General features: G+C 68.0%; 16 protein-coding genes. 15 read left to right on the top strand and 1 reads right to left on the bottom strand.

Annotation, left to right across the window (positions count from 1 at the left end; genetic code table 11):
* Positions 1-6 precede the first annotated feature (6 nt).
* The 14 genes from AC4BGB_RS09660 (at position 7) to AC4BGB_RS09595 (ending at position 20,466) form a co-directional block, all read left to right on the top strand.
* Positions 7-792 carry an MlaE family ABC transporter permease gene (locus AC4BGB_RS09660; RefSeq protein WP_490546565.1) on the top strand — a complete coding sequence of 262 codons (786 nt, stop codon included), beginning with the start codon at positions 7-9 and terminating at the stop codon, positions 790-792.
* 4 nt (positions 793-796) lie between these two features.
* The gene (locus tag AC4BGB_RS09655) at positions 797-1,624 is read left to right on the top strand and encodes an MlaE family ABC transporter permease (RefSeq protein ID WP_490546564.1); all 828 of its coding nucleotides are present in this window, start codon (positions 797-799) and stop codon (positions 1,622-1,624) included.
* Position 1,625: 1 nt separating this feature from the next.
* Complete coding sequence (locus AC4BGB_RS09650; protein WP_490546563.1) at positions 1,626-2,957, top strand: MCE family protein; 1,332 nt, start codon at positions 1,626-1,628, stop codon at positions 2,955-2,957.
* On the top strand, positions 2,954-4,006 hold the full coding sequence (locus tag AC4BGB_RS09645) for an MCE family protein (RefSeq protein WP_490546562.1): 1,053 nt from the start codon (positions 2,954-2,956) through the stop codon (positions 4,004-4,006). The genes AC4BGB_RS09650 and AC4BGB_RS09645 overlap by 4 nt, the downstream gene beginning before the upstream one ends.
* A complete protein-coding gene (locus AC4BGB_RS09640) occupies positions 4,003-4,989 on the top strand; it encodes an MCE family protein (protein ID WP_490546561.1) in 987 nt (328 codons plus the stop codon). The genes AC4BGB_RS09645 and AC4BGB_RS09640 overlap by 4 nt, the downstream gene beginning before the upstream one ends.
* Entirely contained in the window at positions 4,986-6,179 is a 1,194-nt protein-coding gene (locus AC4BGB_RS09635; protein WP_490546560.1) for an MCE family protein, read from the top strand. The genes AC4BGB_RS09640 and AC4BGB_RS09635 overlap by 4 nt, the downstream gene beginning before the upstream one ends.
* Entirely contained in the window at positions 6,176-7,795 is a 1,620-nt protein-coding gene (locus AC4BGB_RS09630) for an MCE family protein (RefSeq protein WP_490546559.1), read from the top strand. The genes AC4BGB_RS09635 and AC4BGB_RS09630 overlap by 4 nt, the downstream gene beginning before the upstream one ends.
* On the top strand, positions 7,792-9,075 hold the full coding sequence (locus AC4BGB_RS09625) for an MCE family protein (RefSeq protein ID WP_490546558.1): 1,284 nt from the start codon (positions 7,792-7,794) through the stop codon (positions 9,073-9,075). Before AC4BGB_RS09630 ends, AC4BGB_RS09625 begins: the two co-directional genes overlap by 4 nt.
* A gap of 3 nt (positions 9,076-9,078) precedes the next feature.
* Positions 9,079-9,627 carry a hypothetical protein gene (locus AC4BGB_RS09620; protein WP_490546557.1) on the top strand — a complete coding sequence of 183 codons (549 nt, stop codon included), beginning with the start codon at positions 9,079-9,081 and terminating at the stop codon, positions 9,625-9,627.
* Positions 9,628-9,631: 4 nt separating this feature from the next.
* The gene (locus AC4BGB_RS09615; RefSeq protein WP_490546556.1) at positions 9,632-10,531 is read left to right on the top strand and encodes a J domain-containing protein; all 900 of its coding nucleotides are present in this window, start codon (positions 9,632-9,634) and stop codon (positions 10,529-10,531) included.
* Between the two features lie 182 nt (positions 10,532-10,713).
* Positions 10,714-14,217: a DNA-directed RNA polymerase subunit beta gene (gene rpoB / locus AC4BGB_RS09610; RefSeq protein ID WP_490546555.1), complete on the top strand. Its 3,504-nt coding sequence runs from the start codon at positions 10,714-10,716 to the stop codon at positions 14,215-14,217.
* A 90-nt stretch (positions 14,218-14,307) separates the two neighbouring features.
* Positions 14,308-18,192 carry a DNA-directed RNA polymerase subunit beta' gene (locus AC4BGB_RS09605; protein ID WP_490546554.1) on the top strand — a complete coding sequence of 1,295 codons (3,885 nt, stop codon included), beginning with the start codon at positions 14,308-14,310 and terminating at the stop codon, positions 18,190-18,192.
* A 108-nt stretch (positions 18,193-18,300) separates the two neighbouring features.
* A complete protein-coding gene (locus AC4BGB_RS09600) occupies positions 18,301-19,545 on the top strand; it encodes a geranylgeranyl reductase family protein (RefSeq protein ID WP_490546553.1) in 1,245 nt (414 codons plus the stop codon).
* Between the two features lie 105 nt (positions 19,546-19,650).
* Entirely contained in the window at positions 19,651-20,466 is an 816-nt protein-coding gene (locus AC4BGB_RS09595) for a lysophospholipid acyltransferase family protein (protein WP_490546552.1), read from the top strand.
* Here the strand turns inward: AC4BGB_RS09595 and AC4BGB_RS09590 are convergent.
* Positions 20,396-21,451, bottom strand: coding sequence for an acyltransferase family protein (locus AC4BGB_RS09590; protein WP_490546551.1), 1,056 nt, complete (start codon positions 21,449-21,451; stop codon positions 20,396-20,398). The two genes, AC4BGB_RS09595 and AC4BGB_RS09590, sit on opposite strands and share 71 nt — an antisense overlap.
* Before the next feature lie 35 nt (positions 21,452-21,486).
* Between AC4BGB_RS09590 and AC4BGB_RS09585 the strand changes: the two genes are divergently transcribed.
* Positions 21,487-22,389 carry an NUDIX domain-containing protein gene (locus AC4BGB_RS09585; RefSeq protein WP_490546550.1) on the top strand — a complete coding sequence of 301 codons (903 nt, stop codon included), beginning with the start codon at positions 21,487-21,489 and terminating at the stop codon, positions 22,387-22,389.
* The last annotated feature ends 71 nt before the right edge of the window (positions 22,390-22,460 follow it).

The following is a 22,460-nucleotide window of genomic DNA, read 5'->3' as shown; positions in this document are numbered from 1 at the left end:
CTGCTGATGGCCTCCGCTGTGGCCACCCGCGTTCTCTCACCGATCGGAACCGCGGGGAAGCTGTTCGCATTCGCGCTCGACGTGGCGCGCAACCTGTTCAAGCGACCGTTCCAGGCTCGCGAGTTCATCCAGCAGGCCTGGTTCATCGCCTCGGTGACGATCGTGCCCACCGCCCTGGTCGCGATCCCCTTCGGTGCGGTGATCGCGCTGCAGGTGGGCAGCCTGATCAAGCAGTTCGGCGCACAGTCGTTCACTGGTTCCGCCTCCGTGCTGGCGGTCGTCCAGCAGGCGGCGCCGATCGCCACCGCGCTGCTGATCGCCGGTGCCGGCGGGTCCGCGATCGCGGCTGACCTCGGTGCCCGCAAGATCCGCGAAGAGCTCGACGCGATGATGGTGCTCGGCATCGACCCGATCCAGCGGCTCGTCGTACCCCGCGTGCTGGCGTGCATGATGATCGCGGTCTTCCTCAACGGCCTGGTCACCGTCGTCGGCGTCGCGGGCGGCTACGTGTTCAACGTCGTCCTGCAGGACGGCACGCCAGGTGCCTACATCGCCAGCTTCACCGCGCTCGCGCAGCTGCCCGACCTGTGGGTCGGCCTGATCAAGGCGCTCATCTTCGGGATGATCGCCGCCATCGTGGCGGCCTACAAGGGCTCGAACGCGGGCGGTGGCCCCAAGGGCGTCGGCGACGCGGTCAACGAGTCGGTGGTGATCACGTTCCTGCTGCTGTTCATCGTGAACCTGATCATCAGCGCCCTCTACCTCCAGCTGATCCCGCCGAAGACGGGCTGAGGCGATGGCGAACTTCAAGGGCATCTACGAGAAGCCGCTCTCCTCCCTGGACACGATGGGGGAGGAGCTGGCGTTCTACCTGCGCGCCATCCGGGTGACGCCGCGTTCGGTCACCCGCTACCCCAAGGAGATCCTGCGGCTGCTGGCCGAGGTCACCCTCGGTTCGGGTGCGCTGGCGGTCATCGGCGGCACCGTCGGGGTGATCACCGCGATGACGTTCTTCACCGGCGCCCAGGTGGGCCTGTCCGGTTACGCCGCCCTGAACCAGATCGGCACCGCGGCGTTCTCCGGCTTCATCTCGGCGTACTTCAACACCCGGGAGATCGCCCCGCTGGTCGCCGGCATCGCGCTCGCGGCGACCGTGGGCTGCGGGTTCACCGCCCAGCTCGGGGCGATGCGAATCTCCGAGGAGGTCGACGCCCTCGAGGTGATGGCGATCCCCTCGATGCCGTTCCTGGTCACCACCCGGATCGTGGCCGGGCTCGTCGCCATCGTGCCGCTCTACGTCGTGGGCCTGCTCTCCTCCTACTTCGCCACCCGGCTGACCGTGACGCAGTTCTACGGCCAGAGTCCGGGCACCTACGACCACTACTTCAACCAGTTCCTGCCACCGGGTGACGTCTTGTGGTCCTTCGGGAAGGTGCTGGTCTTCGCCGTCGTGGTGATCCTGATCCACTGCTACCACGGCTACACCGCCAGCGGCGGCCCCGCCGGTGTGGGGGTGGCCGTGGGCCGTGCCGTCCGGACCTCGATCGTGGCCGTGAACGTGATCGACCTGTTCCTCTCGATGGCCATCTGGGGCTCGGCGACCACCGTCAGGTTGGCGGGTTGAGATGAGACCTCTGGACCATCACCGCATCCTCGGCGTCGTCTTCGTCGCCCTCCTCGTGCTCTCCGTCTGGGTCGTCAACGGGGTCTTCACCCAGAAGTTCACCTCGTTCGACACCGTGACCCTGAAGTCCAGCACGGTCGGCCTCAACCTGCCCGCCAAGGCGGACGTGAAGGTGCGCGGCGTCATCGTCGGCCAGGTCAACGAGGTCAAGTCCGAGGGCGGCGGCGCCACGATGAAGCTCGGCATCAAGCCCGAGGTGATCGACACGATCCCCGCCAACGTCACGGCGGCGCTGCTGCCCAAGACCCTGTTCGGCGAGAAGTACGTCGACCTCGCCATCCCCTCCTCGCCCTCCTCGAAGTCGCTGAAGGCCGGTGACGAGATCTCCGAGACCAAGCTCCCCATCGAGGTGGAGCGGGTGCTCAACGACCTCTACCCGCTGCTGCGCACGGTGCAGCCGGCCGAGCTCAACTACACCCTGAACGCGCTCGCCACCGCGCTCGAGGGCCGGGGCGAGAAGGTCGGCGAGTCCCTGGTGACCCTCGACGGCTACCTGAAGCGGCTCAACCCGCGGATCCCCGACCTGATCGCGGACATCAAGCTGCTGGCGACCGTGACCGACACCTACGCCGACGTGGTCCCGCAGCTCGCGGCGACGCTGCGCAACACGGTGAAGACCGGCAACACCCTGGTCACCAAGGAGGAGAAGCTGAACGCGTTCCTCACCGACCTGACCTCGTTCTCCAACACCGCCAAGGGCTTCCTGGACAAGAACGGGAACAACGTCATCCGGCTGGGCAAGCTCAGCGAGCCGACGATAGCGCTGCTGAAGCGCTACTCCAGCACCTTCCCGTGCCTGCTCGAGGGGATCGTCAAGCAGGCGCCGCGGCTGGCCGACACCTTCCGCGACTTCATCTTCCACATCAACGTCGTGGTCCTGCCGACGACGCTGACCTTCGGCCCGCGCGGCTACAACGCCAGCGACCGTCCGGTGTACGGCGCCGACAACGACCCCAACTGCGCCGGACTGCCCAGCCCGCCGATCCCGTACTACCCGGCGATGGGAGACCTCCCCAACCTCAACGACGGCAGCGACAACATCGGCAAGGGCGACAACCAGCGGGTCGCCCCCGGGTTCGCCGGCGGACAGTCCACGGACAAGCCCGCGAAGCCCGCCGGTCTCACCGTCGGCACCTCGGGCACCGCCTCGCAGAAGGCCCTGATCAACTCGATCGTGGGTCCCTCGGTGGGCGTTCCCGTCGACGAGATGGCCGACGTCGCCTCGTTGCTGTTCGTGCCCGCACTCGCCGGCACGGAGGTGAGCGTCGGATGAGCATCCTGGACAAGAAGACCGGCGCCGACTTAGTCAAGCTGGTGATCTTCATCCTGGTGACCACGATGGCCACGGGCGTGCTCGTGGTGCTGATCGGCAACCTGAGCTTCACCTCCACCCGGGACTACAAGGCGGTCTTCTCCGACGCCACCGGCGTGGTCAAGGGCGACGACATCCGGATCGCCGGCGTCAAGGTCGGCAGCGTCACCGACATCAAGGTGATCGACCGGGAGCGGGCGCTGGTGTCGTTCAACGTGGCGAAGAGCTCGATCGTGACCAAGAGCTCCACCGCGACCATCCGCTACCGCAACCTGGTCGGCCAGCGTTACATCCAGCTCACCCAGGGAGTCGGTGACCTGCAGCCGATGGCGGCGCAGACCACGATCCCGATGGACCGCACCGAGCCGGCGTTGGACCTCACCGTGCTGTTCAACGGGTTCAAGCCACTGTTCGCGGCCCTGTCACCGGCCGACATCAACAAGCTCTCCAGTGAGCTGATCGCCGTCTTCCAGGGTGAGGGCGGCAACTTCAACGCCCTCCTGCAGAGCACCGCGTCGGTGACCAACACCCTGGCCGACCGCGACAGGGTCATCGGCGACGTGATCGAGAACCTCAACGACGTCCTGGTCACCCTCGCCGGGCGGGACAAGCAGCTCAACGAGCTGATCACCACCTTCCAGACGTTCATGGCCGGGCTGGTGGAGGACAAGGACGCGATCCTCGGCTCCCTGGAGTCGATCTCCACGCTGGCCGACGAGACCTCCGACCTGGCGGTGGGCATCCGGCCCTCGCTGGTCAAGGACGTGAAGGGCCTGCGCCAGGTGGCCACCAACCTGAACAAGGACCGGGCCGAGCTGGACCGGGCGATGCAGGTCCTGCCGATCAAGCTGGAGAAGATCGGCCGCACCGCGATCTACGGCTCGTTCTTCAACTTCTTCCTGTGCAAGTTCCAGGGGAACGTGGTCCCGCCGAAGATTCCCGGCCTGCCCGCGCTGCCGGAGTTCCAGATCAAGTACGACATCGCGCAATCGAGGTGCAACCTCGGATGAGCAAGCCATTCCGCGAACGCAACCCAGTGCCGATCGGCGCGATCAGCATCGCCGTGCTGGCGCTGCTGATGGCGGTCGCCTTCAAGGCCCAGGACCTGCCGATCATCGGCGGCGGCGACACCTACCACGCTGCCTTCGCCGAGTCGGGTGGGCTCAAGCCCGACGACGAGGTACGCATCGCCGGGGTCAGGGTCGGCAAGGTCACCGGCGTCGAGCTCGACGGCAACCAGGTGAAGGCGACCTTCAAGGTCGACACGCCCTCGAAGTTCGGCAAGGAGACGGGAGCGGCCATCAAGGTCAAGACGCTCCTCGGCGCCATGTACGTCGCCCTGGAGCCCGCCGGGTCCGGCCAGCTCAAGGAGGACTCGACCATCCCGGTCGAGCGCACCTCCTCGCCGTACAACGTGGTGGACGCGTTCTCCGGCCTCGCCGAACGCGCCGAGGACATCGATGTCGACCAGCTCAGTGAGTCCATCGACACCCTCGCTGAGCTGACCAAGGACACCCCGGCGGCGTTCCAGGGAACCCTGCGTGGGCTCTCCCGGCTCTCCGAGACCGTCGCCAGCCGCAATGACCAGATCGGCGAGCTGCTCAAGAACCTCAACACCGTCTCGGGCACGTTGGCCAAGCGCGACAAGGACATCGTCGCGCTGATGAAGGACAGCGACGTGCTGCTGCGGGCGCTGGTGGCCAGGCGTGAGGCCGTGCACCAGCTGCTCGTGTCCACCAGCAGGCTCTCAAACGAGCTCACCCTGCTGGTGCGGCAGACCCGTGCCGACCTCAAGCCGGCCCTGACCAACCTCCAGGGCGTGGTCAACGTGCTGCTGAAGAACCAGTCGAACCTCGACGAGAGCCTGCGGCTGATGGCCCCGTTCTACCGGGTCTTCGCCAACACCCTCGGCAACGGTCCCTGGTTCGACGTCTGGCTCGCCAACCTGACCAACCCGATCGGGGTCCCCTCAGCGGGGGTGGGGGGACGATGAAGATCTTCAGCAAGGTGAACCCGATCCTCGGCGTACTGCTCGCGGTGGCGCTGGTGGCGGCCCTGCTCGTCGCGTTCTGGCCCGGCGCGGAGACCAGGACGGTCACCGCCGACTTCCCGCGCACGGTCTCCCTCTACGAGGGCTCCGACGTGAAGATCCTGGGCGTCGCGGTCGGCAAGGTCGACAAGGTGACCCCGATAGGCACCAAGGTGCGGGTCGAGATGACCTACGACGCCAAGCACAAGCTGCCCGAGGACGTGCAGGCGGCGGTGATCTCGCCCTCGATCGTCGGCGACCGCTTCGTCCAGATGACGCCCGCCTACGACTCCGGACCAGTGCTTGCCGACAAGGCAAAGCTCGGCCTGGACCGAACCGGCACGCCGCTGGAGCTCGACGAGATCTTCGGCAGCCTCAACGACCTCGACATCGCGCTGGGCCCCGACGGCGCCAACAAGCCCGGCGAGGGCGGGGTCGGGCCGCTGACCCGGCTCCTGGACTCCACCGCGCGCAACTTCGGGGGACAGGGTGCGCAGTTCAACACCACGCTGAAGGACCTCGGCGCGTTCACCAAGACGCTCGCGGACAACAAGGACGCGCTGTTCGGGACCATCGCCCAGGTCGAGGACTTCACCAAGACCCTGGCCGACAACGACACCACGGTGCGCAAGTTCAACGACTCCCTGGCCAGTGGTGCCGACCTGCTGGCCGACGAGCGCGAGGAGCTCGCCACCGCGCTGCGCAACCTCAGCGTGGCGATGCGCGAGGTCCGTGGCTTCGTCCGGGAGAACCGCGACTCCCTGACCAGCAACATCTCCGGGCTCAACCAGCTCTCGAAGACCTTGGTCAAGCGGCGCTCCGCACTCGACGAGATCCTGCGGATCGCTCCGGGCGCGCTGAACAACCTGTACCTGTCCGGCAACGTCCGCAACGGCACCCTGGACACCCGCCTCAACATCGGCGAGACGTTCAGCCAGCTGAGCGCCGATCCCGCCTCCGTGCTGTGCGGGATCGTCAAGCTGGACGGCAACGACGGGCTCGGTGACCGTGCCTGCGACCTGATCAAGACCGTCCTGAAGCCGGGCGCCCTCAACCGTGCGGCACCCTTCGCCGGCAATGGCGTCGAGATGGAGCCGCGCGTCCTGGAGCCGATCGACCGGTCGCTCGGTGGCCTGATGGAGGTGTCGCGATGAGCACGCCCCGACCGCACCGTTCGTGGGGGCGGCGCGCCCTCACCGGCCTGGTCGGCACCGTCTCCGCTGCGCTGGTGCTCTCCGGCTGCTCGGTCTACGACGTGCCGCTGCCCGGTGGAGCAGATACCGGCGACGACCCGATGAAGGTCACGGTGATGTTCCGCGACGTCCTGGACCTGGTTCCCCAGTCCACGGTCAAGGTCGACGACGTCACCGTCGGCAAGGTCAAGTCGGTCAAGCTCAAGGGGTACGTCGCCGAGGTCGCCATCGAGATGCGCAAGGACGTCGACCTGCCCAACAACGCGCGCGCCGAGATCCGCCAGACCAGCCTGTTGGGCGAGAAGTTCGTGTCGCTCAGCCCGCCGCAGGAGCCCGGCAGCGGGAAGCTGGGCGACAAGGACGTCATCGGCCTCGACCGCACCGGGCGCAACCCCGAGGTGGAGGAAGTCCTCGGCGCGTTGTCGCTGCTGCTCAACGGCGGTGGCGTCGCCCAGCTCAAGACGATCGTCTCCGAGCTGAACAACACCTTCGAGGGACGCGAGTCCGAGGTGCGCTCGGTCCTCGACCAGATCCGTTCCTTCATGGGTCAGCTCGACCGCAACAAGGGCGCGATCGTCCAGGCCCTGGAGAACACCAACCGGCTCGCGGTGCAGCTCAAGCGCCAGGACGCCACCATCAAGAGCGCCCTGGACAACGTGCCCGACACGTTGCGCTCGGTGAACCGGCAGCGCGAGGACCTCGTCAAGCTGCTCGAGGCGCTGAACCGCCTCAGCGGTGTCGGGGTCCGGGTGATCCAGGCCTCCAAGGAGTCCACGATCAACAGCCTGCGCGACCTCGCGCCCGTGCTCGACGGCTTCGCCAAGGCGGGGGAGTACCTCCCCAAGGCCTTCCAGGTCTTCTTGACCTATCCCTTCGTGGACGAGGCGGTGGGCCGTGACCCGGAGGTGGCGCGCAACCTGCACATGGGCGACTACACCAACCTCTCGATCAACCTCGACCTCAGCCTGGAGACGCTCGGCGACGTGCTCGCCCCGGTGTGCAACATCCTCGACGAGGTGGTCGACCAGACCGAGGCCGCCGTGCGGCAGGTGGCGAGGACCCTTGTCGACGCGCTCCCGCCCAACCCTCTGATCACCGACGACGAGCGGGAAGAACTGCGGGCCGCCATCGTGGACCGGCTGCTGGCCAATGCGCTGTCGCAGGCCAAGAAGCAGTGCCGCGCCCCGGACCCCACCAAGCTCCTCGGCAGCGTGGGCACCCTGGTCCAGGACCTGCTGAAAACGCTTGAGATCCTCACGCCCCCGCAGATCCAGCAGCTCCTCCAGGGCCTCCTAGGCCCGCTCGGAGATGCGCTTGCCAACTTGACCAAGGGCGGCGCCACCACCGGTGGCACGATCAGGGGCGGCACCGCCGGTGGCCTGCTCGGTGGGAACAAGGCCAACGGCAACCAGTCCAACGGCGGGCTCCTCGGTGGGCTCACCGGCGGCCTGGGACTGCGACCCCGGGTCGCGCCGGGCGACACCTCCGGTCCGCTCGACCCGTTCGGCCTGGCTGCCCACGGCCGGCACCCCGGGATCGGCACGATGCTCCTGCAGGGGGTGGCTGAGGTCCGATGATCACCTCACGCACGAAGAAGCAGCTGATCGCGTTCGTCATCCTCACGCTGGTGGGAGTGACCTTCGTCGGCGCCCGCTACGCGCGCCTGGACAGGCTGTTCTACGACTCGGCGTACACCGTGAAGGTGCACCTCAAGGAGTCCGGCGGGATCTTCACCGGGGCCGAGGTCACCTACCGCGGCGTCGGCGTCGGGCAGGTCTCGGCGATGAAGCTGACCGAGGAGGGGGTCGACGTGCTCCTCTCGATCGAGAAGAGCAGCGAGAAGATCCCCAAGGACACCCTGGCCCTGGTCGGGAACAAGTCCGCGGTCGGTGAGCAGTACGTCGAGCTGCAGCCGCAGACCGACGAGGGTCCCTACCTCGAGGACGACTCCGAGATCGCCGCGGAGAAGACCGAGACCCCGGTCTCCACCACCGAGCTGCTCACCAACCTCAGCAAGCTGGTGCGCTCGGTGCCTCAGGCCGACCTGCGCACCGTCATCTCCGAGACCGGCACCGCGTTCAAGGACGCCGGCCCCAGCCTGGGCCAGATCATCGACACCTCGACCTCGTTCATCGACACTGCCAACGCGAACTTCGACGTGACCACTGCGCTGATCCGTGATGCGCGCGTGGTGCTGCAGACCCAGGTGGACAAGGGGTCGGCGATCAGGAGCTTCTCCCGCGACCTGTCCCTGTTCACCGGGACCCTCGCCGACAACGACGCCTCGCTGCGCTCGGTGATCGACAACGGCTCGGCCACGGCCAACGAGCTGCGCACGTTCCTGGAGCAGAACCAGGTGAACCTCGGCGAGCTGCTCAACAACCTGGTCACCACCGGCGAGGTGGTGGTCAAGCACCTCAAGGGCATCAAGCAGCTGCTGATCATCTACCCCTACGTGGTCGCCGGCGGCTACACCGTCTCCAAGAAGAATCGTGAAGGCCGCTACGACGCCCAGTTCGGACTGGTGCTCAACCCCGTCCCGGAGGTCTGCCGCGAGGGCTACGAGTCCACGGACCGCCGCGAGCCCCAGGACACGGCCGACCGTCCGATGAACGTGAAGGCAGGCTGCACCAACCCGGGCAAGGCGTACCGAGGGGCCGAGAAGACCCCGGTCGGGCGAACCGGCGCCGGCTACCGGGCACCGGTGGCCACGTACGATGCGGCCACCGGCAAGACAGCCTGGGCCGACCAGGACGACAGCGCCAGGATCGCCTACGACGGCGGTGCCGCCCAGCTCTACGGCAAGGACTCCTGGAAGTCCCTGCTGCTGAAGCCGGCGATGGCAGACCAGGAGTAGTTCTTGAGCAAGGCAACCAGTGCCGAGGTCGACGACCTCGGCACCCCTCCGCGTCGTGGACGCGCCCGGGTCGGAGCGCGCCCGATCCGCATCCTCAGCCTGGTGCTGGCGGTGCTCCTCGTCGCGGGCTCCGTCGCGGCGGTCTGGCTGGGGCTGCAGGTCCGGGACGAACGCGAGCAGGACAAGGAGCGCACGGCCGCGGTCAACGTCGCGACCCAGTTCGCGCTGCGGATGGACAAGGTGGACGGAGCGAAGTTCGACGACTACATCAAGCAGGTCAACGAGCTGCTCACCACCAAGGCCCAGACCAAGAACTCAGAGGTCTTCAAGGTGATGAAGCAGAGCTACGAGGCCGCCAAGGTCAAGGGCTCGGGCAAGGTCCTCCTCACCGGTGTCGGCAGTGCCGACGACGACTCCGCGACGGTGCTCGTCGTCCACGACGCCGAGGTGACCACCACCCAGGGCAAGCTCCAGCACCACTACCGCTGGACGGTGGACGTGGTGAAGGTGGACGGATCCTGGCGCGTCGACGACTTCAACCCGGTGAGCTGACGAGATGACCTCCTCCACGAACCCGACCTGGTACGACGTCCTCGGCGTCGAGCCGGACGCGACGCCCGAGCAGATCAAGGCCGCCTGGCGGAACTCGACCGACCGGTTCGAGCCCGGCTCCGGATCCGGGCAGTTCCGGCTGTTCAACGAGGCCGCCGACGTGCTGCTGGACCCGGCGAGCCGGGCGGCGTACGACCGCAGCCTCGGGGCGCCCGCCGGCGGGACGACGGTCGACCTGGCCAAGCGCCCGTGGCGCGAGGTCGAGGACTCCGGATCTGCCGAGGCTGCCCCGGCGCCTGTCGCGCCGGTCGAGGGACCGGACACTGCGCCGGTCACGCGGCGCAAGCCCCGCCTGGACCGCAAGCAGCGGGCTCCGCGAGCCGCGAGGCCACCGGGGCAGCCGGCGACGCGCGGCTCGGTGATCCTCGCCGCCGTGCTTGCCGTCCTCACCGTCGCGATGCTGGTCGCGGCAGGCTGGTTCGGGCTCGAGGTGCGTGAGAACGCCCGGGTGGCCGACGCGCGCGACCAGGCCCCGGCCGCAGCCGAGCGGGCCGCGAAGGCGATGCTCGCCTACGACTACAAGAACCTGCCGGCGGACCGGAAGCGGGCCGAGGCCTTCCTGACCGACGACTTCGCCAAGGACTACCTCGAGAACTTCGAGCTGCTCGAGAAGCAGAAGGACGGCACCCCGGGTGCAGCCGTGCAGAGCAAGACGGCGGTCACCGCGGCGGTGCTCGGCTCCGGCGTGATGAAGGCGGAGGCTGAGGTCGTCGAGGTCCTCGTCTACGTCAACCAGACCTCGACCCGGCCCGGCCGCGACCCCCAGATCTTCCAGAACCGGGTCGCGATGACGATGGAGAAGGCCGGCAACAACTGGCTTGTCGGCGATCTCAAGAGCTACTGACGGGGTAGGGTCTCGGCCAAGAGGCGCCAGGCTGATCCGCTGCAAGACCCGGGTTGTGTCTGGCTTGGGGCGTACTGTAATCTGAATCTTTGCGCCCTCCCTCAAATACGTCCTGCCTGCCCGGTGGCTTGGTTCGTGGTGGGACGGCGCCGCCACACATGTGAGCCTCGGAAGGACCACTCTTGGCCGCCTCGCGCCGCAAGAACAGCAACATCAAGACCCCCCGACGCATCTCCTTCGCAAAGATCTCCGAACCACTCGAGGTCCCGCAGCTGCTGGCCCTCCAGACCGACAGCTTCGACTGGCTGATCGGCAACGAGAAGTGGGAGCAGAAGGTCGCGGATCGCCGCAGTCTCGGCGAGGAGCTCTCGCAGAAGTCGGGACTCCACGAGATCTTCGAGGAGATCTCCCCGATCGAGGACTTCTCCGAGACGATGTCGCTCTCGTTCGAGAACCCCGTGTTCCTCGACCCGAAGTACACCGAGGAGGAGTGCAAGGACAAGGACTTCACCTACTCCCGGCCCCTCTACGTCTCGGCCGAGTTCACCAACGGTGAGACCGGCGAGATCAAGGGCCAGACGGTCTTCATGGGTGACTTCCCGATGATGACCCGCAAGGGCACCTTCATCATCAACGGCACCGAGCGTGTCGTGGTCTCCCAGCTCGTCCGCTCGCCCGGTGTGTACTTCGAGCGTTCGGCTGACAAGACCTCGGACAAGGACATCTTCACCGCCAAGGTGATCCCGTCGCGCGGTGCGTGGCTGGAGTTCGAGATCGACAAGCGCGACATGGTCGGCGTACGCCTCGACCGCAAGCGCAAGCAGAACGTCACGGTGCTGCTCAAGGCCCTCGGCTGGACCAACGAGCAGATCCGCGAAGAGTTCGGCGAGTACGAGTCGATGATGCTGACCCTCGAGAAGGACAACACCGAGGCTCAGGACGACGCGCTGCTCGACATCTACCGCAAGCTCCGCCCGGGCGAACCGCCCACGCGTGAGGCTGCGCAGACGCTGCTGCAGAACTACTACTTCAACCCCAAGCGCTACGACCTGGCCAAGGTCGGTCGCTACAAGATCAACAAGAAGCTCGGCACCCACGAGGCCTTCGACCAGCAGACGCTGACCATCGACGACATCGTGGCGACGATCCGCTACATCGTGCAGCTGCACGCCGACAAGAAGCACCTCGTCGACGCGCAGGGCAACGAGGTCAAGAACGCCAACGGGGAGTCGATCGAGGTCCGCAAGGACGACATCGACCACTTCGGCAACCGGCGCATGCGCACGGTCGGCGAGCTGATCCAGAACCAGCTCCGCACGGGCCTCGCCCGGATGGAGCGGGTGGTCCGCGAGCGGATGACGACCCAGGACGTCGAGGCGATCACGCCTCAGTCGCTGATCAACATCCGGCCCGTGGTGGCGGCGCTGAAGGAGTTCTTCGGAACCTCCCAGCTCAGCCAGTTCATGGACCAGACGAACCCGATCGCCGGCCTCACGCACAAGCGTCGTCTCTCCGCGCTCGGCCCGGGTGGTATCTCCCGTGACCGCGCCCAGATGGACGTGCGCGACGTGCACCCGTCGCACTACGGCCGCATGTGCCCGATCGAGACGCCTGAAGGCCCGAACATCGGCCTGATCGGCTCGCTCGCCTCCTACGGGCGGATCAACCCGTTCGGTTTCGTGGAGACCCCCTACCGGGTCGTCACCAACGGTCACGTCACCGACGAGATCCACCACCTCACGGCCGACGAGGAGGACTCGCGAGTCATCGCGCAGGCCAACGCCGTGCTCGACGACGACGACAACTTCGTCGACGAGCGGGTCCTGGTCCGCACCCGCGGCGGTGAGACCGTCGACATCCCGCGCGACGAGGTCGAGTACATGGACGTCTCGCCGCGCCAGATGGTGTCGGTCGCGACCGCGCTGATCCCGTTCCTCGAGCACGACGACGCCAACCGTGCGCTCATGGGCGCCAACATGCAGCGTCAGGCGGTGCCGCTCATCCGCAGCGACGCCCCCCTGGTGGGCACCGGCATGGAGTTCCGTGCGGCGGTGGACGCGGGTGACGTGGTCACCTCCGACGTAGCCGGCGTCGTCAAGGAGGTCTCGGCCGACGAGGTCGTGATCTTCACCGACGAGGGTGGGGACAAGTCCTACCGTCTGCTGAAGTTCACGCGCTCCAACCAGGGCACCTGCATCAACCAGCGTCCGCTGGTCTCCGAGGGTGACCGGGTCGAGGTCGGTTCGCCGATCGCCGACGGGCCGTGCACCGACGAGGGCGAGATGGCGCTGGGCACCAACCTGCTCGTCGCCTTCATGCCCTGGCAGGGTCACAACTACGAGGACGCGATCATCCTCTCCCAGCGTCTGGTGCAGGAGGACGTCCTCACCTCGATCCACATCGAGGAGCACGAGGTCGACGCACGCGACACCAAGCTGGGCCCCGAGGAGATCACCCGCGACATCCCGAACGTCAGCGACGACCTGCTCGCCGACCTCGACGAGCGCGGCATCATCCGGGTCGGCGCGGAGGTCACCACCGGTGACATCCTCGTCGGCAAGGTGACCCCCAAGGGCGAGACCGAGCTGACCCCCGAGGAGCGCCTGCTCCGCGCGATCTTCGGTGAGAAGGCGCGCGAGGTGCGCGACACCTCGATGAAGGTCCCGCACGGCGAGTCCGGCACGGTCATCGGCGTCCGCGAGTTCAACCGCGAGGACGGCGACGAGCTGCCCCCGGGCGTGAACCAGCTGGTCCGTGTCTACGTGGCGCAGAAGCGCAAGATCTCCGTGGGCGACAAGCTCGCGGGTCGTCACGGCAACAAGGGCGTCATCGCCAAGATCCTGCCGATCGAGGACATGCCGTTCGCTGAGGACGGCACCCCGGTCGACGTGATCCTGAACCCGCTGGGCGTCCCGCGACGGATGAACATCGGCCAGATCCTCGAGCTCCACCTCGGCTGGATCGCGAAGCAGGGTTGGGACCTCAACCTGCACGAGGACAAGGCAGACGCCGACTGGAAGCAGCGGCTGATCAAGATCCACGCCGACACCGCCGAGCCGGACACCAACGTGGCGACACCGGTGTTCGACGGCGCGCGTGAGGACGAGATCGTCGGTCTTCTCGGGTCGAGCCTGCCCAACCGTGACGGTGTCCGAGTCGTGGGTGAGAACGGAAAGGCCAAGCTGTTCGACGGCCGTTCCGGGGAGCCGTTCCCCGACCCGGTGTCGGTGGGCTACATGTACATCCTCAAGCTCCACCACCTCGTCGACGACAAGATCCACGCTCGTTCGACCGGCCCCTACTCGATGATCACCCAGCAGCCGCTCGGCGGTAAGGCCCAGTTCGGTGGCCAGCGCTTCGGTGAGATGGAGGTCTGGGCCATGGAGGCGTACGGCGCTGCCTACGCGCTCCAGGAGCTGCTGACGATCAAGTCCGACGACGTGCCTGGTCGCGTCAAGGTCTACGAGGCCATCGTCAAGGGCGAGAACATCCCCGACTCCGGGATCCCCGAGTCGTTCAAGGTTCTCGTCAAGGAGATGCAGTCGCTCTGCCTCAACGTCGAGGTGCTGTCCCAGGACGGCACCGCGATCGAGATGCGCGACGCGGAGGAAGACGTCTTCCGCGCCGCCGAGGAGCTCGGCATCGACCTGTCCCGCCGCGAGCCCAGCAGCGTCGAGGAAGTCTGAGATGTCGCCGGGCGGCAACCACTGGTCGCCGCCCGGCACCTCAGTCCCCACACATTCAGCTAAAGAAGTAGAACGAGGGAAGCAGCCACTGTGCTCGATGTAAATTTCTTCGACCAGCTCAAGATCGGCCTGGCCACCGCGGACGAGATCCGCGCGTGGAGCCACGGCGAGGTCAAGAAGCCCGAGACGATCAACTACCGCACGCTCAAGCCCGAGCGTGACGGACTCTTCTGCGAGAAGATCTTCGGTCCCACCCGGGACTGGGAGTGCTACTGCGGCAAGTACAAGCGCGTGCGCTTCAAGGGCATCATCTGTGAGCGCTGCGGCGTCGAGGTGACCCGCTCCAAGGTTCGTCGTGAGCGCATGGGCCACATTGAGCTCGCCGCGCCCGTGACGCACATCTGGTACTTCAAGGGTGTGCCGAGCCGGCTCGGCTACCTGCTCGACCTGGCCCCGAAGGACCTGGAGAAGGTCATCTACTTCGCGGCGTACATGATCACCAGCGTCGACGAGGAGGCCCGTCACCGGGACCTCTCCGACCTCGAGGGCAAGATCGGCCTCCAGCGCAAGAGCCTGGAGAACCGTCGTGACGTCCAGATCGAGGAGCGCACCAAGAAGCTCGAGACCGACCTGGCCGCCCTGGAGGAAGAGGGCGCCAAGGCCGACGTCAAGCGCAAGGTCCGCGACGGCGCCGAGCGGGAGATGACGGCCGTGCGCAAGCGCTCGGACGCCGAGCTCGCCCGCCTCGACGAGGTCTGGAACACGTTCAAGACCCTCAAGGTCCAGGACCTGATGGGCGACGAGCTCCTCTACCGCGAGATGAAGAACTGGTTCGGCAAGTACTTCGAGGGCTTCATGGGCGCCACGGCGATCCAGAAGCGCCTGGAGACCTTCGACATCGCCGCTGAGGTGGAGTCGCTGCGCGACACCATCGCCAACGGCAAGGGTCAGAAGAAGGTCCGTGCGCTGAAGCGTCTCAAGGTCGTCGACGCGTTCCGCAAGACGCAGAACAGCCCGCTGGGCATGGTGCTCGACGCCGTCCCGGTGATCCCGCCGGACCTGCGCCCGATGGTGCAGCTCGACGGTGGCCGGTTCGCCACCTCCGACCTCAACGACCTCTACCGTCGTGTGATCAACCGGAACAACCGGCTCAAGCGGCTCCTGGACCTCGGTGCTCCCGAGATCATCGTCAACAACGAGAAGCGGATGCTCCAGGAGGCCGTCGACTCGCTGTTCGACAACGGCCGCCGTGGGCGTCCGGTCACCGGCCCGGGCAACCGGCCGCTGAAGTCGCTCTCCGACATGCTCAAGGGCAAGCAGGGCCGGTTCCGCCAGAACCTGCTCGGCAAGCGCGTGGACTACTCGGGTCGTTCGGTCATCGTGTCCGGTCCGCAGCTCAAGCTGCACCAGTGCGGTCTGCCCAAGAACATGGCGATCGAGCTGTTCAAGCCGTTCGTGATGAAGCGTCTGGTCGACCTCTCGCACGCGCAGAACATCAAGTCCGCCAAGCGGATGGTGGAGCGCGCCGTACGCCCCGAGGTCTGGGACGTGCTCGAAGAGGTCATCGCCGAGCACCCGGTGCTGCTCAACCGTGCACCCACGCTGCACCGCCTCGGCATCCAGGCCTTCGAGCCGCAGCTGATCGAGGGCAAGGCCATCCAGATCCACCCGCTCGTCTGCTCGGCGTTCAACGCCGACTTCGACGGTGACCAGATGGCCGTGCACCTGCCGCTCTCCGCGGAGGCGCAGGCCGAGGCCCGCATCCTGATGCTGTCGACGAACAACATCCTCAAGCCCTCCGACGGTCGCCCCGTGACCATGCCCACCCAGGACATGATCATCGGGATCTTCTTCCTGACCCGTGCGGACGAGGGTGCACCCGGCGAGGGCCGTGCGTTCTCCTCGGTCGCCGAGGCGATCATGGCGCTCGACAAGGGCGAGATCACCATCCAGTCGAAGATCCGGATCCGTCTCACGGGTGTGGTGCCGCCTGCCGGCACGACGCTTCCCGAGGGCTGGGAGGAGGGTGACCCGATCACCCTCGAGACCACCCTGGGCCGGGCGCTGTTCAACCAGACGCTGCCCGCGAACTACGAGTACGCCGAGTTCAACGTCGGCAAGCGCGAGCTCGGCCGGATCGTGAACAACCTCGCCGAGCGCTACACCAAGGTCGAGGTGGCCAACAGCCTGGACGCACTCAAGGACACCGGCTTCCTGTGGGCCACGTTCTCGGGTGTGACGGTCTCGATCGAGGACGTCGTGACTCCTGCGGACAAGCCGGAGATCCTCGCGAAGTACGACGCGAAGGCCGCCAAGGTCCAGTCGCAGGCCGAGCTGGGCCTGATCACCGACGACGAGCGCCGTCAGGAGCTCATCGAGATCTGGACCCAGGCCTCCAACGAGGTCGCCAAGGCGATGGAAGCCAACTTCGACAAGAACAACCCGATCTACATGATGGTCGACTCCGGTGCGTCCGGAAACATGATGCAGATGCGTCAGGTTGCGGCCATGCGTGGTCTGGTGGCGAACCCGAAGGGCGACATCATCCCGCGTCCGATCAAGGCGAACTTCCGTGAGGGCCTCTCGGTCCTGGAGTACTTCATCTCCACCCACGGTGCCCGCAAGGGTCTCGCCGACACCGCGCTGCGTACCGCCGACTCGGGTTACCTGACCCGTCGTCTGGTGGACGTCTCGCAGGACGTGATCATCCGCGAGGACGACTGTGGCACCGAGCGCGGCATGCCCAAGGTCATCGGTGTGCGCGGCGAGGACGGTGTGGTCCGCAAGGACGAGAACGCCGAGACCTCGGCGTACGCACGCAGCGCGGCCGTCGACATCCTGCACCCGGAGACCGGCAAGGTTCTTGCCGCCGCCGGCGAGGACCTCGGCGACCTGAAGATCGAGGAGCTCGTCGCGGCCGGGATCGAGCAGGTCAAGGTCCGCTCCGTGCTGACCTGTGATGCGCGGACCGGTACGTGCTCGAAGTGCTACGGCCGTTCGCTGGCCACCGGCAAGATGGTCGACATCGGTGAGGCCGTGGGCATCATCGCCGCGCAGTCCATCGGTGAGCCCGGCACGCAGCTGACGATGCGTACCTTCCACACCGGTGGTGTGGCCTCGGCCGACGACATCACGCAGGGTCTGCCCCGTGTGGTCGAGCTGTTCGAGGCGCGTTCCCCCAAGGGACGTGCACCGATCGCGGAGGCAGCCGGACGAGTCGAGATCGAGGACACCGACAAGGCCCGCAAGGTCCTCGTCACCCCCGACGACGGCTCCGAGGTCCAGGAGTACCCGGTCAGCAAGCGTTCGCGCCTGATCGTGGCCGACGGCGACCACATCGAGGTCGGCCAGCTGCTCACGCAGGGAACTCCCGACCCGCAGGACGTGCTGCGCATCCTCGGCGTCCGCAAGGCGCAGGAGCACCTGGTGGCCGAGGTCCAGCAGGTCTACCGCAGCCAGGGCGTGTCGATCCACGACAAGCACATCGAGATCATCGTGCGGCAGATGCTGCGCCGTGTCACGGTGATCGAGTCGGGTGACACCAAGCTGCTGCCCTCCGACCTGGTCGACCGCGTTCGCTACGAGGAGGAGAACCGCCGCGCGGTCTCCGAGGGCACCAAGCCCGCCTCGGGTCGTCCGGTGCTGATGGGCATCACCAAGGCCTCGCTCGCAACCGAGTCGTGGCTCTCGGCGGCCTCCTTCCAGGAGACCACCCGGGTGCTCACCGACGCTGCCATCAACGGCAAGTCGGACTCGCTGCTGGGTCTGAAGGAGAACGTGATCATCGGAAAGCTGATCCCGGCTGGTACCGGCCTCGAGCGGTACCGCAACATCCGGGTGGAGCCCACCGAGGAGGCGCGCGCCGCGGCGTACGCCGTCACCGGTTACGACAACTACGGAGACGACTACTTCGGCTCCGGCAGCGGTCAGACCGTGGCCCTGGACGACTTCGACTTCGGGTCCTACCAGAACTGATCGATCGCTCCACCGAGAACGGCCCCCGGCGCTTGCCGGGGGCCGTTTCGGCTGTGGTGGGGGATGCCCCGCCACACCCCGCGCACATCCCCTTGCGAGAATGTGCCGGTGACCAACTCGCCAGCCGATCTGCGCACCGACGTCCTCGTCGTGGGGGCCGGGCCTGCCGGTTCCGCGACGGCTGCGTGGGCGGCCCGCGCGGGGCTCGACGTGGTGCTCGCGGACGCCGCGGTGTTCCCGCGCGACAAGACCTGCGGCGACGGCCTCACCCCGCGGGCCATCGGTGAGCTGGAGCGGCTCGGCCTGGGGGAGTGGGTCCGGGCCCACACCGTGAACCACGGCCTGCGGGCACACGGGTTCGGCCAGACGCTGCTGTTGCCGTGGCCGGGCGGCACGCTGCCGGCGTACGGCTCCGCGGTCGCCCGCACCGAGCTCGACGACCACCTGCGCACGAACGCGATCAAGGCCGGCGCCGTGGGCATGGACGGTGTCCGCGCCGTCGACGTACGCCGTGACGGCGAGCGGGTCTCCGCCGTGGTCTTCGAGCGCGACGGGGAGCGCTTCGAGATCCGCTGCGAACGGCTCGTGGTCGCCGACGGGGTGCGCTCCACGCTCGGCAAGAAGCTGGGACGCGTCTGGCACCGCGACACGGCGTACGGCGTCGCCGCCCGCTCCTACGTGGACTCCGGCAAGCACGACGACCCCTGGATCAGCAGCCACCTCGAGCTGCGCGGCGAGGGCGGCGAGATCCTCTCCGGCTACGGCTGGATCTTCCCCCTGGGCGACGGCCAGGTGAACATCGGCGTCGGCACGCTGGCCACCGAGAAGCGACCCGCCAACGTGGCGCTGCGCCCGCTGATGCAGTTCTACGCCGACCAGCGGCGTGACGAGTTCCAGCTCCGCGGCGAGCTGCGCGCCCCCGCGTCGGCGCTGCTGCCGATGGGCGGGGCGGTCTCCAATGTCGCCGGGCCGAATTGGGCCCTGGTCGGCGACGCGGCCGGGTGCGTCAACCCGCTCAACGGCGAGGGCATCGACTACGGCCTCGAGGGTGGCCGGCTCGTCGTCGACCTGCTCGGTGAGCGCCGTGACCTCGCCACAGCCTGGCCCGACCTGCTCCGCGAGCACTACGGCGAGTCGTTCTCGATCGCCCGCCGGCTGGCGGGCCTGGTCACCGTCCCCCGGCTGCTGCCCACGCTGGGTCCCGCCGGCATGCGATCGGACTGGCTGATGACGCTCGCGCTGCGCTGGATGGGCAACCTGGTCACCGACGAGGACCGCGACCGGGCGGCACGGGTGTGGCGCTGGGCGGGTCGGCGCTCGGTCCGGCTCGACGAGCGGCCCCCGTTCAGCTGACGTTTGTGCCCGATCGGCGTCGTACGGCGTGACACAACTGCCCGGTCGGCGTCCCAACGTGGGACGCGAGTGCCCGGTCGGTGGGGGCTGTTCTAGGTTGTGCGCGTGGATGCTGTCTATCGGTTGGTGAACGGCGTGGGCCGGGCGGCGCTGTGGGCGCTCGACGTCGACGTGCGGTGGACCGGCGCGGAGAACGTGCCGCTGGAGGGGCCGGTGCTCCTGGCGGCGACGCACGTCTCCTACCCCGACTTCGTGTTCATCGAGCGCGCCGCGGTGAGCCGGGGTCGCTACGTCCGCTTCATGAGCCGCCACGATGCCTGGAACTACCCCGTCGCGGGGCGGTTCCTGCGCGGGATGCGGCACATCCCCGTCGACCGCGAGGCGCCGGTGCACGCCTACCTGCGGGCGCGGCGGCTGCTGGAGCAGGGGGAGGCGGTCGGTGGGTTCCCCGAGGCCGGGATCTCCTACTCCTACACGGTGCGCCCGCTGATGCGCGGGTTCGCGGCCCTCGCCCAGGAGACCGGCGCTCCCGTCGTACCGCTGGCCATCTGGGGCGCCCAACGACTGTTCACCGTGGGCGAGCCCGAGCCGCCGCCCGACCTCACGCGCCGGCGCCGGGTGGACCTCGCCTTCGGCGCGCCCGTGTACGTCGAGAAGGGCGATGACCTGACCGAGAGGACCCATGCCCTCGGTCACGAGCTCACGGGGCTCCTGGAGGGCCTCCAGCAGCTGCCGCACCACCGCCCACGACCCGGCGAGGTGGCCACCTGGTACCCCGCCCACCTCGGCGGGCACGCACCCACCCGTCAGCGCGCCGCCGCGGGCCTCGACGTGGTGCCGTTCAACGCGGTCACCCCGAGCTGGGGGCCTGACCTCGACGCCTACGACGCAACGCCCCCACAGGGTCCACCAACACGTTGAGCCTGGTGGCGACCGGGCGCCAGGCCAGCAGCAGTGCCAACGCGGCCGCGCACGCGGTGGTGATGAACCACGCGTAGGGCATGTGGCCCTCGGCCCAGGCAGGGAACCCGGCGAACTCGGCCCCGAGCACGACGAAGCCGTGCATCAGGTACACCACCAGGGTGGCGGCGCCCAGCGCGCTGAACCAGGTCTTGGTCCGCGGCACGACGGCGAAGAACGCGAACGCGCCGACCAGGCCGGTGATCAGCAGTGCGAACCGGATCACGATGGCGCGCAGGTTGTCCGGGTCGAGCTCGTCGTAGCGGGTGCGGTAGTACAGCCACTCGGTCTCCACCCAGGTCCCCGAGAACCGGGCGAGCACCAGCAGCGCCACCAGGGTGGCCAGCCCGTACCAGCGCGCCCGGCGGGTGCGCAGCAGGTTCCAGTGGCCCTCGTGCATCTTCAGGCCCAGGACGAAGAAGGGCAGCAGGCCGAGGATCCGGGCGTTGTCGAACAGGTCGGTCGCATAGAGCCCGGCCAGCAGGCTGATCGCGACCGCGACGACCACCTTCCCCGGGATCCACTGGAACAGCGGCACCGAGAGCCGCCAGAAGAACAGCGCGGCGAGGTACCACATCGGCCAGTGGGGGTTGGCCCAGAGCCGCTCGAACTGCACGCCGCCGAGCTCGTGGCGGTACAGCGCGTAGAGGCCCTCGAAGAGCGCGTAGGGCACGGCCACGGTGGTGACCAGCAGCCACATCCGCTTGCGGGTCCACTGGAAGGACCGCGACAGGTAGCCGGTGACGATCACGAACGCCGGGATGTGCCAGAGGTAGAGGAAGTCGTAGCTCCAGCTGTCCAGGCGGTGCTCGGCCGGCAGCAGCGTCCAGGAGTGCCCGATCACGACCAGGACGACCAGGGCCATCTTGGCGTTGTCGAACCACGGGTCGCGCTGCTTGGCAGGGGTCGGTGGTTGCTGGGTGGCTGTCCGCGCTGTGTCCTGCACCCGCACAAATTACCGACCTCCATAGACTTCCCGCCATGTCCGACGACACCGTCCCCGGTCGCCGCCAGCGCGTGGCGGCGTACGCCGTGATCGTGCGCGCCGGGGAGATCCTGCTCGCCCGGATCGCGCCGGCGATCTCCGCGAGGGAGCAGTGGACGCTTCCCGGCGGCGGGATCGACTTCGGCGAGGACCCGGCGGACGCGGTGGTCCGCGAGGTCCGCGAGGAGACCGGTCTGGACTGTGAGCTGGGGTCTCCCATCTGGGTCGGCTCGGCGCACCGCTTCCTCGACACCGGGCCCCGCGAGGAGCTGGCGGCCTCGGAGCTGCACTCCGTGCGGATCGTGTACGACGCCTGGGTGCCCGTCGACGCGCCCGAGCCGCGGGTCCTCGAGGTGGACGGATCCACCGTCGACGCCCGCTGGCACCCGTTGGGTGACGTGGAGGACGGCACCGTCCCCACGGTCCCGATGGTGCGCGAGGCGCTGGCGAGCCACCGGCCCGTGCCCCACCAGCGACTCGGGGCCTACGCCCTTGTGAGGCGTGGGGAGGAGGTGCTGCTGACCCGCAACTCCGATCGCGGGCCGCGTCCGGGCGTCTGGACCCTGCCCGGTGGAGGCGTGGACCACGGCGAGCACCCCGATGCCTCGGTGGCGCGTGAGACCTGGGAGGAGTGCGGCCTGCGGGTGAGCGTCGGCGCACTCCTCGGGGTGCACGACGAGCAGTTCACCGGGACCGCGCCCAGCGGCCGCGAGGAGGACTTCCACGCAGTGCACCTCGTCTTCGAGGCCTCGGCCGGAGCCGGCACACCGCAGGTGCGCGAGTCGGGGGGCACCACCGACGCCGCGGCCTGGGTGCCGGTGGCGGACGTGCGCAGTGGCGCGGTGGCGGTGACCGCTCTGGTGCCGGCGGCGCTGGAGATGCGCCCGGCAACCGGGTAGCGAGCCCGCTGCCGCGGACGTGGAGCGGTCCGGCCGGTGCTGGGGCAGAGCCGTCGCGTCGTCCCGGTTAG

Source organism: Nocardioides sp. Z30_9 (assembly GCF_058215735.1).
Note: the sequence above shows the minus strand (reverse complement) of the source record. Positions and strands in the feature narration are given on the sequence as shown.

Coding starts and splice junctions, on each gene's coding strand:
- AC4BGB_RS09645 (WP_490546562.1), top strand. CDS start 2,954: ATGAGCATCCTGGACAAGAAGACCGGCGCCGACTTAGTCAAGCTGGTG.
- AC4BGB_RS09585 (WP_490546550.1), top strand. CDS start 21,487: ATGTCCGACGACACCGTCCCCGGTCGCCGCCAGCGCGTGGCGGCGTAC.
- AC4BGB_RS09635 (WP_490546560.1), top strand. CDS start 4,986: ATGAAGATCTTCAGCAAGGTGAACCCGATCCTCGGCGTACTGCTCGCG.
- AC4BGB_RS09650 (WP_490546563.1), top strand. CDS start 1,626: ATGAGACCTCTGGACCATCACCGCATCCTCGGCGTCGTCTTCGTCGCC.
- AC4BGB_RS09630 (WP_490546559.1), top strand. CDS start 6,176: ATGAGCACGCCCCGACCGCACCGTTCGTGGGGGCGGCGCGCCCTCACC.
- AC4BGB_RS09655 (WP_490546564.1), top strand. CDS start 797: ATGGCGAACTTCAAGGGCATCTACGAGAAGCCGCTCTCCTCCCTGGAC.
- AC4BGB_RS09660 (WP_490546565.1), top strand. CDS start 7: ATGGCCTCCGCTGTGGCCACCCGCGTTCTCTCACCGATCGGAACCGCG.
- AC4BGB_RS09625 (WP_490546558.1), top strand. CDS start 7,792: ATGATCACCTCACGCACGAAGAAGCAGCTGATCGCGTTCGTCATCCTC.
- AC4BGB_RS09640 (WP_490546561.1), top strand. CDS start 4,003: ATGAGCAAGCCATTCCGCGAACGCAACCCAGTGCCGATCGGCGCGATC.
- AC4BGB_RS09615 (WP_490546556.1), top strand. CDS start 9,632: ATGACCTCCTCCACGAACCCGACCTGGTACGACGTCCTCGGCGTCGAG.